Below are 15572 nucleotides of genomic sequence, written 5' to 3'. Positions count from 1 at the left end.
CCGACACAATGGCCAAGTGCCGGATAGGAACGGCAAAATTTTTTACACTTCTATTGCTTCTTTATCACACACAAGCAAATATCCGGGACAATAAACGGAAACTGGACGAGCTGGCCCAGTACCTCTATGAGCGAGAAACCATCACAGGAGATGAATTTATGAAGATCCTGCTGAAGAAAGAGGAGGATCCCAGACAGATACAAGAGCAATAAATCACAATAACATGACAGAAATTCAGATTGCGCATGTCCGGCAGATAGAGTACTATAAATCTGTATATGTATTTACGTCAGAAAAAGGAGACTGTGTTTATGAGACCGGAACTGCTATTTGAGACAAAGAAAATGAGGGTGGCAGGGCTCGGAAAAGAGTCCTGCCTTCCTGATCTTCTGGGGGAGAAGATCCTGCAGAATGAGCTTGTCTTCCGCCTGGATGAGGAGGATGAACTCTACGAGGGATATGGCAGGAGAAAAAATGCCTATCCATACAGACAGTACAACTGTTATACAAGAAAGCTGGAGGAGAGGGACGTGGCAGTGGCAGTGCTGGAAAATGACTGCCTGCGGGCTGTCTTCCTCCCGGAGTACGGGGGACGCCTGTGGGAACTTTGGGACAAGGAGAGGAACCGCAATCTTCTCTATACAAATGATGTCCTTCAGTTCAGCAACCTGGCGGTGCGGAACGCCTGGTTCAGCGGAGGCGTGGAGTGGAACATCGGCGTCATCGGACATACCCCTCTGACCACGGAGCCTCTGTATGTGGCACAGACGGCCCTTGAGAGCGGGGAGCCTGTACTGAGGATGTATGAGTATGAGCGGATAAGAAAAGTGCCGTATCAGATGGATTTCTGGCTGGGAGAGAAGGACAGGTTCCTGAACTGTCGGATGCGGATCGTCAATGAGAGCAGTCAGGTCGTCCCCATGTACTGGTGGAGCAATATGGCCGTGCCGGAGTATGAAGGCGGGCGCGTCATCGTTCCGGCGGACAAGGCTTTTACCTACGCAGATGGCGCTGTGTACAAGGTGGATATCCCGGTTGTGGACGGGGTGGATGTGACAGAGTATCAGAACATTCCCCGGTCTGTGGATTATTTTTTTGATATCCCGGAGGAAGCGCCCAAGTATGTGGCCAACGTGGACAGGGAGGGGTCTGGCCTCCTTCAGATGTCCAGCAAAAGACTGCGCAGCCGGAAACTCTTTTCCTGGGGAAACCAGGACGGGTCAGACAGATGGCAGGAATTCCTGACGGACAAGGCGGGGCGGTACATTGAGATCCAGGCGGGGCTTGGAAAGACCCAGTACGGATGTCTCCCCATGGCGCCCCACACAGCCTGGGAGTGGCTGGAGCAGTACGGGCCGCTCCATCTCACGGAAGAGGAGAGAGCACTTCCCCATGCGTCAAGGAGCGCCCTCTTGACAGCAGCTGTACAGGAGGCCGGTGAGCCGGCGCGTATGGAGCAGATCCTGGCAGACACAAAAGCTATGGCGAAGAGCTCTGCACGGCTCATTTCCGGGGGAAGCGGCTACGGCGCTCTGAGAAGACAGGGGAAATGGACAGAGCATCTTGCCTTTCAGATACCGGGCGGACCGCTGGAAACGTGGCAGAAGTTTTTTGAAACGGGCGTGCTCCCTGTGCCGGATGTGATGCAGCGGCCGGACGAGTTCCTGATCGACGGGGACAACATAGGATTTCTGGAAGATACACTTGCGGACTCCAACAAGGAGAACTGGTATGCCTTCTATCAGGCCGGAGTCTGGCTGACGCAGGATGAGCAGGCAGGGAAAGCCAGAAAGATGCTGGAGACATCGCTGGAACTTGCAGAAAACCCCTGGGCTTACCATGCTCTGGCCTGCCTTAGCCTGCGTGAGGATCGTCAGAAGGAGGCAGAAGAAAAGATCTTACGGGGCATGGAGCTTGCTTTCGGCCTGGCGGAATGGGCGGACCGGCTTTCCTATATGAAGGAAGGCTTCAAAATGCTGTACATGATGGAGGCATCCGAAAAGATATGTAGATTTTATGAGAAGATGGAGGAGCAGCTTAAGGAGGAAAGCAGACTGAAATTCTATTATATTTCTGCGCTCCACAGACTGGGCCAAGACCGGGAGGCTTTGCGGCTCCTTGAGGAAAAGGGCGGTCTTCTGCTGGAGGACATCCGGGAGGGGGAGGACTCTATCGGTGAGTTGTGGCAGTCCCTTCACCGCAATGAGGCAGATGGGGAGAAGAAGCTGCCCCACCAGTACAACTTCTCTGCAAGTTGAATTTCCTCTCTAAATGATGTATGATAAATAGCGGATTATGTACTGAAACAGCAGAAAGGAACATTCCTATGAAAGAAGAAAACAATACAAAGAACAACCCGCAGAGACAGGAAGTGCTGGCGCATCTTCGGAACGCCAAGGAGCTTTTTGTCATCATCTCCCTGCACACGAAGATGCCTTTTGTTTTCTGTGACCCGGAGACTTTTGACGATGAGGTGCTCCTCTATAAGACGGAGAAAGAGGCGCAGAAAGGAGGAAAACTTCTCCTTGCGCAGAAAGACCCGGTCAATATAGCAAAGCTGGAGAACCGGCATCTTCTGTCCTTCTATTCCAATCTGTTCACCATGGGGGTCAATGCTCTGGCGGTGAACAAGGGGCTGGAGGATGAGATTCACCTGCAGCTGGGTGAACTGGTAAAACGGCCGGATATGGACAATCTTCCCGACGGGAAGAAATGGGTGGAAAATCCTCAGTTTCATCTTACAGCTCTCTATTTTATGCAGCAGATGCGCAAAGATCCGAAACAGCAGATGACAGAAGAGATGAAAGAGATGCAGGAAGAACTGCTTGTGGACCTGCAGCGAGGAAAGTTCCTTGTGGCGGTGGAGCCGGACAAAGGACTCCCTGTCCTGAAGCAGAAAGACGGGTCTGTGTTCCAGCCTATCTTTACAGATCCTGATGAGTTTCGTAAATTTAACAGAGAGAACAAATACAGGACCGCGGTGATCGAGTACGCTAAAATCCCGGACATCCTGGCCCCGGAGGCCAAAGGAGTGATCGTGAACCCTGTGGGAGTCAATGTTCCCTTCAACATCGCCCGGCCCAAAAAACAGGAGACGAAATAAGTCCTGCTGTCATAATATATATTAAATACAGTACGCGGAGGAGATAAAGGAATGATCTATGAGAATATACTTGAGGCTGCCGGGAATACGCCGCTGATCCGGCTGAACCATATGACCGGGCCGGACGATGCCCAGATCCTCGTGAAATTCGAGGCCATGAACGCAGGCGGCTCCATCAAGACAAGAACTGCCCTGAACATGATAGAGGCAGCGGAGGAAAAGGGGCTGATCCAGCCCGGAAAGACGACCATTGTGGAGCCCACAAGCGGAAACCAGGGCATCGGTCTTGCCCTGATCGGCGCAGTGAAGGGGTATAAGACCATTATCATCATGCCGGACTCAGTCAGTGAGGAGCGAAGGAAGCTGGTCAGACATTACGGGGCGGAAGTGAGGCTGATCCACGACGCAGGCAATATCGGGAAATGCATCGACGAGTGCATGGAGACCGCGCTGAAGATGGCGGCCGAGGATCCGGATGTGTATGTTCCCCAGCAGTTTGAAAATGAGGCAAATACACGGGCCCAGAAAGAACAGACGGGCCGGGAGATCCTGGAGCAGGCCGGGATACCGATTCACGGCTTCTGTTCCGGCATAGGAACAGGCGGAACCATTACCGGTGTGGGAGAGGCCCTGAAGGAGGCCAACCCGGATATAGAGATCTGGGCGGCAGAACCGGAGCATGCAGCCATCCTCTCAGGAGGCGAGGTGGGCACACACCTCCAGATGGGAATCGGCGACGGAGTGATCCCTGCCATTCTGAATCAGGAGATCTATGATCACATCGCCATCGTGACAGACGAGGAGGCTCTTGAGACTGCCAGAGAGCTGGCGGCAAAAGAGGGGCTCATGTGCGGTATCTCCAGTGGAACCAACGTGGCTGTGGCAAAGCGCATGGCAAGAAAGCTTGGGAAAGGGAAGACAGTGGTGACGATCCTGGCGGACACAGCAGAGAGATATTTCTCTACACCGCTTTTTGAGGAGTAGGGGAGATGTTTCGGACACTGTTTTCGTATTTTAAGCCCCACATAGACATCTTTCTTCTGGATATGTGCTGTGCGGTCCTGGTGGCGGCGGTGGATCTTGCCTTTCCGCTGGTGTCCAGACATGCCATGTACGATATGCTGCCGGAAAAGCTTTACGGCACCTTTTTCACGGTCATGGCCATTGTGGCGGCAAGCTACGTGCTGCGCTCTGTGTGCAACTACATCATGACCTACTGGGGACATACCTTCGGTGTCCGAGTGGAAGCGGATATAAGAAGGGATCTGTTCCGACACCTTCAGGAGCTGGACTTTGAATTTTATGATGCCAACCGGACCGGAAAGCTGATGAACAGACTGACAGGAGATCTCTTTGAGATCACGGAGCTGGCACACCACGGGCCGGAGGATCTGCTGATCTCTGTCCTGACCATCTTGGGAGCGCTGGGAGTCATGTTCTCCATTGAGTGGAGGCTGGCCCTTGTGGTGGCAGTGATTATCCCTGTCTTCCTGGTGGTAGTCATGTTCTGCAAGAGGAGCATGTCGGACGCCTCTCTGCAGGTGAAGCAGAAGATGGCCTCCATCAATGCGGACATCGAGTCCTGCATCTCCGGCATCCGCACCTCCAAGGCTTTTGCCAACGAGGATGTGGACCAGGCCCGGTTTGATCAGTCCAACGACATGTTCAAATCTTCCAAGAGCGGCTACTATAAAGCCATGGGGAGATTCAACGCCTCCCTGGAATTTTTCATGTGCATCATGCCTGTGGCAGTGATTACCTTCGGCGGTTGGCTGATCATGCAGGGGCGGATGAACTATGTGGATCTGATCACTTTTAATCTCTACATCAGCACTTTTATCACGCCGGTCCGTAAGCTCTCCAATTTTGCGGAGATCTTTACCAACGGGACAGCGGGACTTCGGCGGTTCCAGGAACTGATGGGCATACAGCCTGCGGTGAAGGAAAAAGAGGGAGCCGGGGACCTGTCAGTGGGTGAAGGGCGGATTGACATGGACCATGTCAGCTTTTCCTATAATGAAAATGCGGAAGTCCTGACAGACGTGGATCTTCACATACAGCCGGGCCAGACCGTGGCTGTGGTGGGGCACTCCGGCGGCGGAAAGACTACCCTCTGTCAGCTGATCCCGCGGTTTTACGATGTGACAGAAGGTTCTATCAAGATTGACGGGACAGATATACGGGATGTGAGAAAGAGGTCCCTGCGGGACAATATCGGTATCGTGCAGCAGGATGTGTTTATGTTCGCAGACACAGTCTATGAGAACATCCGCTACGGAAAGCCGGACGCCTCCTACGAGGAGGTGGTCAGGGCTGCCAGGAAGGCGGAGATCTTCGATGATATCATGGAGATGCCCAAGGGATTTGACACCTATATCGGGGAGCGGGGCACCATGCTCTCCGGCGGACAGAAGCAGCGGATCGCCATTGCCCGCATTTTCCTGAAAGATCCAAGGATCCTGATCCTGGATGAAGCCACCTCGGCTCTGGATACGGTGACAGAGAGCTATATACAGAAAAGTTTTGATGAGCTCAGGGCCGGCAGGACAACCCTCATCATTGCCCACAGACTTGCCACTGTGCGCGATGCGGACCGGATCATCCTGATCGATGACGGACAGATCCAGGAGAGCGGCACCCATGAGGAACTCATAAAAAAAGACGGGCAGTACGCCCGCCTGTATCATACACAGGAACTGAATTAACAGTTTTACAGGAGATTTTGCATGATCAGTGCGTAGATCTCCTGATTTTTTTTGCTCCAGTTGTTTGAGATCGTCTCCGCCTCTGCCTCTGAGGGGACGGTCAGGGTCAGATCAATGAGAGGCTGATTGTTTTCAATGACCTGACAGCGGACTGTAAATTCCATGCCGGAGCCCGGAAAATAGTCGGACTTCACGGACACTTCATTTTTCAGCTCATAGTTTTTTTCCTTCAGAAATTCATCGATATCTTTCTGGATGGCATCGGAAATCTTATTGCGGAAGAAGTGGATCGTCTCCTCCCCCTCCTCTGTCAGATGGTAGAATGTCCTGCTGTGAGTTGCCTCCTCCCGGATGAATCCGGACTCAGTCAGCTCGGAAAGAGCCTGCTGGAGTTTGAAATAAGTGGTGTAGCCCTTGTCCAGGATAAAGCCGGAGATCTGAGCGTTGGTCAGCGGAAAATCTACTTTGTCCAGCATGTACAGTATGATCAGCTTATAAAGTGTAAATGGTTCAGACATGTATATAACTCCTTCCCTGCCAGATGTTCTGGCGTTTCAGATAGGCGTGGAACTGATTCAGCACATACCGCTTGTCCCCTGTCCACAGGGGAGCTATAAGCAGCTCCTTTGGGCCGTCGCCTGTGATTCTGTGGATGACGATGTCCGGGCGCAGCATGCCGACGCAGTTTCCCAGCACCTGGAAATAATCCTCCATCTGCGGTATGTAAAAGGGGTGTCTCTCATAATAGTCAGCCAGATCTGTCTCTTTTAAAATATGCAGGAGCTGCAGCTTTATGCCCTGGATGTCCATCCGGTTCAGACATGATATGGTCTGGTACATATCGCTCTGCGTTTCCCCGGGGAGGAAGAGGATCACATGCACGATCACATCCAGCCCTATGGCCCGCAGGTCCCGGACGGCCTGCTCAAACACAGAAAATGGATATCCTCTGCGGATGAAGGCAGCTGTCCTCTCGTGGACGGTCTGAAGACCCAGCTCCACCCAGACCGGCTTGATGCGGCTGACTTCCCGGAGAAGATCCAGCACTTCCGGCCCCAGGCAGTCAGGTCTGGTGGCGATGGAGAGGGCGCGGATATCCGGGTGAGCGGCGGCCTCAAAGAAAAGCTGGCGCAGCCGGGAGACAGGCCCGTAGGTGTTGGTGTAGGCCTGAAAGTAGGCGATATAGCTGTTCCCATGGAATTTCCCGGCGGACTGCTGCTTTCCGGCTTCAATCTGTTCCGTGATGGACAGGCGCCGGTCCGAGGCGAAATCGCCGGAGCCTCCCCGGCTGCAGAAGATACAGCCCCTATTCCCCAGGGTGCCGTCCCGGTTAGGGCAGGTCAGGCCTGCGTCCAGAGAGATCTTGTAAAGCTTTTCCCCAAAAGTTTGTTTGATATGGTGATCCAGGCAGTGGTAGCGCCTGCCGCTCCAATATACAGGTTTTTCCACTAGATCAGTTCCTTCACAGCCTGGCTCACTGCATCTGCTACCCGGGGATCAAAGGCCTCCGGCAGGATGTTGTCTTCACTGAGTTCTTCCTCCGGCACAAGGCCTGCGATGGCGTGGGCGGCAGCCAGCTTCATTTCTTCTGTGATCTGGGTGGCCCGGCCCTCCAGGGCGCCTCGGAATATACCGGGGAAAGCCACCACATTGTTTACCTGGTTGGGGAAGTCGGAGCGCCCGGTTCCCACAACCTTTGCGCCTGCCTCCTTAGCCAGATCCGGCATGATCTCCGGTACCGGGTTGGCCATGGCAAAGAGGATGGAGTCGCTGTTCATGGAAGAGACCATCTCTTTTGTCACGATGCCGGGGGCGGATACGCCCACAAAGATATCAGCGCCTTTCAGGGCGTCTGCCAGAGTGCCGGTCTTCTTTTCCAGATTGGTGACTTTTGCCATCTCTTTCTGCATCCAGTTGAGGTTCTCGGAGTGCTCCCCGATGATGCCCTCTTTGTCGCACATGGTCACATGGGGGAAGCCGTAGGTGAGGAGCAGCTTTGTGATGGCCACACCGGCGCTTCCGGCCCCGTTTACAACGACCTGTACGTCCTCTTTTTTCTTTCCGGTCACCTTCATGGCGTTGATGATGCCGGCCAGCACCACGATGGCTGTGCCGTGCTGGTCATCATGGAATACCGGTATGTCCAGAAGTTCCTTTAAGCGGGATTCGATCTCAAAGCAGCGGGGTGCGCTGATATCCTCCAGATTGATGCCGCCGAAGGCGGGAGCAATATTGACAACGGTCTGAATGATCTCCTCTGTGTCCTGGGTGTCCAGGCAGATAGGCACTGCGTTGACGCCTCCGAATTCCTTGAAGAGGACAGCCTTTCCCTCCATGACGGGCATGGCGGCCAGAGCGCCGATATTGCCAAGTCCCAGGACTGCGCTCCCGTCGGAAACGACAGCTACCGTGTTGGCTTTCATTGTGTAAGTGTAGGCTGCCTCCTTATCCTTTGCGATCACTTTGCAGGGCTCAGCCACGCCGGGAGTGTAGGCGATGGACAGGTCCTCCCGTGAATTTACATGTGCCTTGGCTGTTGTCTCCAGCTTTCCGTTCCATTCTCTGTGCATCTCGAGAGCTTTTTCCTGTAATGTCATATGAATTCCACCTTTTTCTTTCTATCTTTCATCTGGGAAATGCAGGGGGGCTGGACCGGCCAGTGTCCCTGCGCCCGAAAACATTTTTATACCGCTTATAATCATACCATCCATTTATTTACGGCGCAATAAAAATCATTTCGATAAATTGGGGGTTTAAAAATCAGAAAAGGTATTGTATAATAAGCCTATATTTCAGTTCGGTCATGTCAGACTAACAATCCCGAAGACACAAAGATAAGAAAACAGGAAAAGAAAGGATCAATTTGTATGCGAGAAAAGTATGAGTCTCTTTCCCTTGCCACGTTGAAGGATCTTGCCAAAGCGAGAGGACTGAAAGGCATCTCAGGCCTGAAAAAGGCGGAGCTTATTGAGCGTATGCTTGAGGAAGACGAAAAAGATAAACAGAAAACACAGGCGGGAGCTCCCAAAGGAGAGCGGCATGAGAGGCCGGAACAGCACCGGCAGGACGGCCACCGCAAGAATGCGGGCAGCAATGTGAACACAGGCCAGGTGAAACTGACAGAGGACAATGTAAAAGAACTGTCCGCCAACACAGGAGACAGGGAGATCCATGACATAGACCGGCTGGACAGCGGCGTTACAGCCCACGGTATCCTGGAGGTTATGCCGGACGGCTACGGCTTTATCCGGTGTGAGAACTATCTGCCGGGAGACAACGATGTGTACGTGTCGCCCTCCCAGATCCGCAGGTTTAATCTGAAGACCGGCGATATTCTGGAAGGAAACACAAGGATCAAGACACAGCAGGAGAAGTTCAGCGCTCTTTTGTACCTGTCAAAGATCAATGATATCCATCCCGCTGTGGCTGCCAGAAGACCGAATTTTGAGGATCTGACGCCTGTATTCCCCAACGAGAGACTGTCTCTGGAAAGCGGAAGAAGCAGCACAGCTATGCGCATCATGGATCTGCTCTCACCTATCGGAAAAGGGCAGAGAGGTATGATCGTGTCGCCTCCCAAGGCAGGTAAGACCACATTATTAAAAGAAGTGGCCCTCTCAGTAAAGAGGAATAATCCGGAGATCCACCTTCTGATCCTGCTCATTGACGAGCGCCCGGAAGAGGTAACAGATATCAAGGAGACAATAGAAGGGAAAAATGTGGAGGTCATCTACTCCACCTTTGACGAACTGCCGGATCACCACAAGAGGGTGTCCGAGATGGTGATCGAGCGCGCCAAGAGGCTTGTGGAGCACGGTAAGGACGTGATGATCCTACTGGACAGCATCACAAGACTTGCCAGGGCCTACAATCTCATCGTGCCGCCGTCTGGCCGCACGCTCTCCGGCGGCCTTGACCCGGCGGCTCTCCACATGCCCAAGAGATTTTTCGGAGCGGCCAGAAATATCCGGGAGGGCGGAAGTCTGACCATCCTGGCCACCGCCCTGGTGGATACGGGAAGCAAGATGGACGATGTCATCTACGAGGAGTTCAAGGGAACAGGAAACATGGAGCTTGTGCTTGACAGAAAGCTCTCCGAGAGAAGAATGTTCCCGGCCATCGATATTCCCCAGTCTGGTACAAGGAGGGAGGATCTTCTCCTTTCCAGGGAGGAGCAGGAGGCCGTCAATTCCATGCGCCGGGCGCTCAACGGCATGAGAGCCGAGGAGGCAGTGGACAACATCCTCAATATGTTTGCCCGCACCCGCTCCAACCGGGAGCTTGTACAGGTTGTAAAAAAGACAAAATTAATCTAGACAAGGCAGAAGTTTTATGATACAATTACAGAGCTGTTTAGAAAACGAATAAGATTATTGCGCTCTGGCGCGAGAGAATAAAGAAGAGGTGAAAGGCAATGAAAGAAGGAATACATCCAGCTTACTATCAGGCAACTGTAACATGCAACTGTGGAAACACATTTGTGACTGGTTCTACAAAAGAAGATATCCACGTAGAAATCTGCTCCAAGTGCCATCCATTCTACACAGGACAGCAGAAAGCCGCTCAGGCTCGCGGACGTGTAGATAAGTTCAACAAGAAATACGGCCTGGACAAATAAGACGACGGCGAAAGGGTTGAGATTTTACGATCTCAACCCTTTTTCATAACAGAGGATACGGCAGTGACAAGGAGGACATCTATGAAATCATCGAATATAGGCGGCCAGGCGGTCCTGGAAGGGATCATGATGAAACACAGGGAAGAGTACTCCGTGGCGGTGAGAAAGCCGGACGGACAGATCGAAGTGACGAAAGACCGCTATACCGGGGTTGCCGGGAGAGTGGGCGCACTGGCCAGGATCCCTTTTGTGAGAGGCATCTTCAACTTTATCGATTCCCTTGTGCTTGGCATGAAGACACTGACTTACTCCGCCAGCTTTTATGAGGATGAGGAGGAAAAACAGAAAGAGCGTACAAGGGAGGAGGAAGAGAAGAAGGAGCGCCAGGAAAAATGGCTCATGCGCGGTGTCATGACCATTTCCATTGTGCTGGCGGTAGGTATATTTATGATACTTCCCTACTTCCTGTCCGGGTTTCTGAAACCTTTTGTTTCATCCTATCATGTACGGACGGTGATCGAGGGATTTGTACGCATTGGAATCTTTATTATCTACATTCTTCTGATCTCAAGGACAGAGGATATACAGAGGACATTCATGTATCATGGAGCGGAGCATAAGTGTATCAACTGTATTGAGCACGGCCTGCCCCTGACCGTGGAAAATGTGAGGCGCAGTTCGCGGCAGCACAAGCGGTGCGGCACCAGTTTTCTCTTCTTTGTTCTGCTGATCAGTATCATTCTGTTGCTTCTGGTCCAGGTGGAGTCACCGGTTATGCGGGTAGTGGTGCGTATCGCCCTTCTGCCGGTCATCGCGGGTATCTCCTATGAAGTACTGAAAGCTGCGGGAAATTCAGACAATCCGGTGATCAACCTGTTCAGCAGGCCCGGGCTTGCCATACAGAAGCTGACTACAAAAGAGCCGGATGACAGTATGATCGAGGTGGCGATCCAGGCGGTGGAGGCCGTCTTTGACTGGAGGAAATATGAAAGAGAAAACTTTGACGCAGATGAGGCAGCTTAGAGGGCTGATGCGGGAGGCGGCGGAGAAGCTGGCCGGGTGCGGGATAGAGGAAGCCCCCCTGGACGCCAGTCTTCTACTGGAGTACGCAGCCGGCGTGACTGCCCAGGACTATCTGATGGATCCTTTCCGGGAACTGCCGCAGGAGAAGGTCTGCGCCTTCTGGGAGGCGGTGGAAAAGCGGGCCATGCGGATCCCTCTCCAGCACATTACAGGCGTGCAGGAGTTTATGGGATATCCCTTCCGGGTCAATGAGCATGTGCTGATCCCGCGGCAGGATACGGAGACCCTTGTGGAGTGTGCCCTTGAGAAGCTGGAGCCGGGGATGCGGGTGCTGGATCTGTGCACCGGGTCCGGCTGCATTGCTGCCAGTTTATATTTAATAGGAAGAAAGCAGGGAAAAGTGTCCCGGGAGAGCCGGTTTGAAGGTGCGGATATATCGGAGGCAGCCCTGGAGACGGCAGGCGTGAACTGCCGGGAACTGGGAGCCGACGTCCGGCTTTTCAGAAGCGATCTTTTTGAGAAGGTGGAAGGAACCTGCGATATGATCGTGTCCAACCCGCCCTATATCCGGAGGGACGTCATAGAGGAACTGCAGGCGGAAGTGCGGCTCCACGATCCCGATATCGCCCTGGACGGCCACGAGGACGGTCTGCACTTTTACCGCAGGATTGCAGCCGGTGCAGGAAGCCATCTGAAGCAGGGGGGCTGGCTTATCCTTGAGATCGGACATGACCAGCGCGAAGAAGTGTCCCGGCTCCTTCGGGAGGCCGGCTTTACCTGTGTCCAGGGGAAAAAGGATCTTGCCGGACTTGACCGTGTTGTCATGGGCATGTACAATAAATAGAGTGTAAATGAATGCAGGAGGAAAGAACATGTTTGATAAATTGGATGATCTGCTTGTACGTTATGAAGAGATCATGAACGAACTTTCAGAGCCGGGTGTGGCAGACAACCAGGACCGCTTCCGGAAGCTGATGAAAGAGCAGAATGACCTGGCCCCCATTGTGGAGGCATATAAAGAGTACAAGGCAAACAACCAGGCCATCGAGGACAGCCTGGTGATGCTGGAGGAAGAGACAGACGAGGAGATGAAGGAGCTTGCCAAGGAGGAGTTAAATGAGTCCAAGGCAAGAGTGGAGGAGCTGGAGCAGAAGCTGAAGATCCTTCTTCTTCCCAAGGACCCTAACGACGACAAGAACGTAATCGTGGAGATCCGCGCCGGAGCCGGCGGAGACGAGGCGGCTCTTTTTGCGGCGGAAGTATACCGCATGTATGTCCACTACGCAGAAGGACGCAGATGGCGGACAGAGCTGATTTCCGTCAATGAGAACGGTATCGGCGGCTTCAAGGAAGTGGTCTTTATGATCACCGGGCAGGGGGCCTACTCCCGCCTGAAGTACGAGAGCGGTGTTCACCGTGTGCAGCGGGTGCCTGAGACGGAGAGCGGCGGCCGTATCCACACGTCCACTATCACAGTGGCCATCATGCCCGAGGCGGAGGAAGTGGATGTGGTCATCGACGAGAAGGATATCCGTATCGACGTCATGAGAGCCTCCGGAAACGGCGGACAGTGCGTCAACACCACGGACTCGGCCGTTCGTCTGACCCACTATCCCACAGGTATCGTGATCTACAGCCAGACGGAGAAATCCCAGCTTCAGAACAAGGAGAAGGCGTTCCGTCTCCTGCGGTCCAAGCTGTATGATCTGGAGATGGAGAAGCGGCAGGCATCTGAGGCGGAAGCGCGCCGCAGTCAGATCGGTACAGGAGACCGGTCCGAGAAGATCCGTACCTACAACTTCCCCCAGGGGCGCGTGACAGACCACAGGATCAAGCTGACCCTGCACAAGCTGGACAGCGTCATGAACGGGGATCTGGACGAGATCATCGACAGCCTGATCGCGGCAGACCAGGCGGCGAAACTGGCAAATATGAACGAAGAGTAAGAATGAGAATAAATAAGGACTGATATTTTATATGTTAGAATATGATTTTAAGCGGCCCCAGCTTGAGGATAAGGAGATCATCTCCCATTATTTCAAGCATCACACGAGCCGGAGCTGTGAGAGAACATTTGTAAATGTGTTTCTCTGGGCAAGATTTTACGGTGTAACCTACGCTATCATAGAGAACACACTGGTTTTCAAGAGTGAAAATGAAGACGGTTTTGCTTTCGCCTATCCGGCGGGGGAGGCTGCTGATGTGAAAAAGGCACTGGACGTGCTTTGCCAGTACAGCGAAGAGCGCGGTGTACCGTTCCGTCTGTACAATGTGACGCCGGACAACTTCGAGCAGATCGAAGCCTGGTATCCGGACCGGTTCCAGGTGGAGTACAACGAAGATCTGGCGGACTATGTGTACGAGTCGGAGAAGCTCTGTACACTGGCAGGGAAAAAGCTGCACGGAAAGAGAAACCATATCAATAAATTTAAATCTCTCTACGAGGGGCGCTGGAACTATGAGACCATGTCGGACGACAATCTGGAGGAGTGCTTCCAGATGGCTCTGAAGTGGAGAAATTTAAACGGCTGCAACGACGATCCGGAGAAGAACTCCGAGATGTGCGTCACTCTGAATTCCCTCAGACTTTTCAAGGAACTGGAACTGACGGGAGGCATCCTCAGGGTGGACGGTCAGATCGTGGCCTTCACCATAGGGGAGCCGATCTGCTCCGATACCTTTGTGGTGCATATCGAGAAGGCATTTCCGGATGTACAGGGCGCCTACACCATGATCAACCAGCAGTTTGTGGAGCACGAGTGCATGGATTATAAGTATGTCAATCGTGAGGAAGACACAGGCGACGAGGGACTCAGAAAGGCAAAGAGATCCTACAGGCCTGTATTTATGGTGGAAAAAGGCGTTGTGAAGGAGAAGCAGTCTTAAGCAGAATAAACAGGCATAACAATAAGGAGGAATGAAGAAATGATCGCAGAGAAGATGAAAGGAATGGTGGCGGGAAGCTCAGCAATCCGTGCCATGTTCGAGGAAGGTACAAGAATGGCAGAGCAGTTTGGCGCGGAGAATGTGTATGATTTCAGCCTGGGTAATCCCAATGTGCCGGCTCCGGCCTCTGTGAAGAAGGCAATCATGGAGCTGCTTGAAGAGGAGGACCCGGTTGTCCTCCACGGCTACACCAACAGCAACAGCGGCTACGCAGATGTGAGAGAGACTGTGGCTGCGTCTTTGAACCGGCGTTTCGGAACCTCCTTTGAAGGAAAGAATATTATCATGACAGTGGGAGCGGCAGGCGGACTGAATGTCATCCTGAAGACACTGATCAATCCCGGCGACGAGGTGATCACCTTTGCCCCCTACTTCGGGGAGTACCGTTCCTACGTAAACAACTACGACGGCGTGCTTGTGGAGATCTCGCCGGATACAGACACCTTCCAGCCCAAGCTTGCAGAGTTTGAGGAGAAGATCACTCCGAAGACAAAGGCTGTCATTGTAAACACCCCCAACAACCCCACAGGCGTTGTGTACTCCGAGGACACCATCAAGAAGATGGCTGCTGTCATGGAGGCAAAGCAGAAGGAGTACGGCACGCAGATCTATCTGATCTCCGACGAGCCTTACCGCGAGCTTGTGTACGACGGGGCGGAAGTTCCCTATCTGACAAAGTATTACGACAACACCATTGTGGGCTATTCTTACAGCAAATCTCTGTCCCTTCCGGGAGAGCGCATCGGTTACCTTGTCATTCCGGATGAGGTGGCAGACAGCCAGACGGTGCTCTCCGCAGCCAATGTGGCTACCCGGATCCTGGGATTTGTCAACGCCCCCACCCTGCAGCAGAAAGTGGTGGCAAAATGCATCGACGAGGAGACAGATATCTCCTTCTACGACAGAAACAGGGAGACCCTCTACAATGGTCTGAAAGACTGCGGATTTTCATGCATTAAGCCGGAGGGCGCATTCTACCTCTTTGTGAAATCCCCGGTGGAGGACGAGAAAGAGTTCTGCGCGGCGGCGAAGAAATACCACATCCTTATGGTGCCGGGAAGCTCTTTTGCCTGCCCGGGCTATGTGCGGCTGGCCTACTGTGTGTCCCACGAGACCATCGTGAACGCACTTCCCAAGTTTAAAGAGCTGGCAAAGGAATATTTCTAAGGGGAGAAGC

14 protein-coding genes and 1 pseudogene are annotated in these 15572 nt (G+C 53.1%); 12 read left to right on the top strand and 3 right to left on the bottom strand.

The window, feature by feature from the left end; genetic code table 11:
- The 5 genes and pseudogenes from Q5911_RS04495 to Q5911_RS04475 form a co-directional block, all read left to right on the top strand.
- Nucleotides 1-212: pseudogene (locus Q5911_RS04495) on the top strand (hypothetical protein); the annotation flags it as partial.
- 99 nt (nucleotides 213-311) lie between these two features.
- A complete protein-coding gene (locus Q5911_RS04490) occupies nucleotides 312-2258 on the top strand; it encodes a DUF5107 domain-containing protein (RefSeq protein WP_303181315.1) in 1947 nt (648 codons plus the stop codon).
- A 68-nt stretch (nucleotides 2259-2326) separates the two neighbouring features.
- Complete coding sequence (locus tag Q5911_RS04485; protein WP_076778320.1) at nucleotides 2327-3103, top strand: SseB family protein; 777 nt, start codon at nucleotides 2327-2329, stop codon at nucleotides 3101-3103.
- Between the two features lie 51 nt (nucleotides 3104-3154).
- Nucleotides 3155-4087, top strand: coding sequence for a cysteine synthase A (gene cysK, locus Q5911_RS04480; RefSeq protein WP_076778318.1), 933 nt, complete (start codon nucleotides 3155-3157; stop codon nucleotides 4085-4087).
- Between the two features lie 5 nt (nucleotides 4088-4092).
- Entirely contained in the window at nucleotides 4093-5808 is a 1716-nt protein-coding gene (locus Q5911_RS04475; protein WP_303181312.1) for an ABC transporter ATP-binding protein, read from the top strand.
- A 5-nt stretch (nucleotides 5809-5813) separates the two neighbouring features.
- Here Q5911_RS04475 and Q5911_RS04470 read toward each other — a convergent pair whose 3' ends face one another.
- The 3 genes from Q5911_RS04470 to Q5911_RS04460 are packed head-to-tail and all read right to left on the bottom strand — an operon-like array spanning nucleotide 5814 to nucleotide 8405.
- Nucleotides 5814-6326 carry a DUF4364 family protein gene (locus tag Q5911_RS04470; RefSeq protein ID WP_076778315.1) on the bottom strand — a complete coding sequence of 171 codons (513 nt, stop codon included), beginning with the start codon at nucleotides 6324-6326 and terminating at the stop codon, nucleotides 5814-5816.
- A complete protein-coding gene (locus tag Q5911_RS04465) occupies nucleotides 6319-7257 on the bottom strand; it encodes a TIGR01212 family radical SAM protein (protein ID WP_076778313.1) in 939 nt (312 codons plus the stop codon). Before Q5911_RS04465 ends, Q5911_RS04470 begins: the two co-directional genes overlap by 8 nt.
- A complete protein-coding gene (locus Q5911_RS04460; RefSeq protein WP_076778310.1) occupies nucleotides 7257-8405 on the bottom strand; it encodes an NAD(P)-dependent malic enzyme in 1149 nt (382 codons plus the stop codon). Before Q5911_RS04460 ends, Q5911_RS04465 begins: the two co-directional genes overlap by 1 nt.
- 270 nt (nucleotides 8406-8675) lie before the next feature.
- Here Q5911_RS04460 and rho point away from each other — a divergent pair, with 270 nt between their 5' ends.
- The 7 genes from rho (at nucleotide 8676) to Q5911_RS04425 (ending at nucleotide 15562) form a co-directional block, all read left to right on the top strand.
- Nucleotides 8676-10124, top strand: a complete 1449-nt coding sequence (rho, locus tag Q5911_RS04455; protein ID WP_303181308.1) for a transcription termination factor Rho — start codon at nucleotides 8676-8678, stop codon at nucleotides 10122-10124.
- 98 nt (nucleotides 10125-10222) lie between these two features.
- A complete protein-coding gene (gene rpmE, locus Q5911_RS04450) occupies nucleotides 10223-10426 on the top strand; it encodes a 50S ribosomal protein L31 (protein ID WP_033124288.1) in 204 nt (67 codons plus the stop codon).
- An 81-nt stretch (nucleotides 10427-10507) separates the two neighbouring features.
- Nucleotides 10508-11449 (top strand): DUF1385 domain-containing protein, encoded by a 942-nt coding sequence (locus tag Q5911_RS04445; protein WP_303181305.1) that lies wholly within the window; start codon nucleotides 10508-10510, stop codon nucleotides 11447-11449.
- Complete coding sequence (prmC, locus tag Q5911_RS04440; protein WP_331591721.1) at nucleotides 11412-12293, top strand: peptide chain release factor N(5)-glutamine methyltransferase; 882 nt, start codon at nucleotides 11412-11414, stop codon at nucleotides 12291-12293. The genes Q5911_RS04445 and prmC overlap by 38 nt, the downstream gene beginning before the upstream one ends.
- 28 nt (nucleotides 12294-12321) lie before the next feature.
- On the top strand, nucleotides 12322-13395 hold the full coding sequence (prfA, locus tag Q5911_RS04435) for a peptide chain release factor 1 (RefSeq protein ID WP_076778302.1): 1074 nt from the start codon (nucleotides 12322-12324) through the stop codon (nucleotides 13393-13395).
- A 31-nt stretch (nucleotides 13396-13426) separates the two neighbouring features.
- On the top strand, nucleotides 13427-14335 hold the full coding sequence (locus tag Q5911_RS04430) for a DUF2156 domain-containing protein (protein WP_281725150.1): 909 nt from the start codon (nucleotides 13427-13429) through the stop codon (nucleotides 14333-14335).
- Between the two features lie 39 nt (nucleotides 14336-14374).
- Nucleotides 14375-15562 carry a pyridoxal phosphate-dependent aminotransferase gene (locus tag Q5911_RS04425; protein ID WP_076778298.1) on the top strand — a complete coding sequence of 396 codons (1188 nt, stop codon included), beginning with the start codon at nucleotides 14375-14377 and terminating at the stop codon, nucleotides 15560-15562.
- Nucleotides 15563-15572: the final 10 nt, after the last annotated feature.

Origin of the sequence: Lachnoclostridium phocaeense (assembly GCF_959599685.1) — a bacterium.
Lineage (GTDB): Bacteria > Bacillota > Clostridia > Lachnospirales > Lachnospiraceae > Claveliimonas > Claveliimonas monacensis.
The sequence above is the reverse complement of the archived record's forward strand: the minus strand, read 5'-3'. Positions and strand labels throughout refer to the sequence as shown.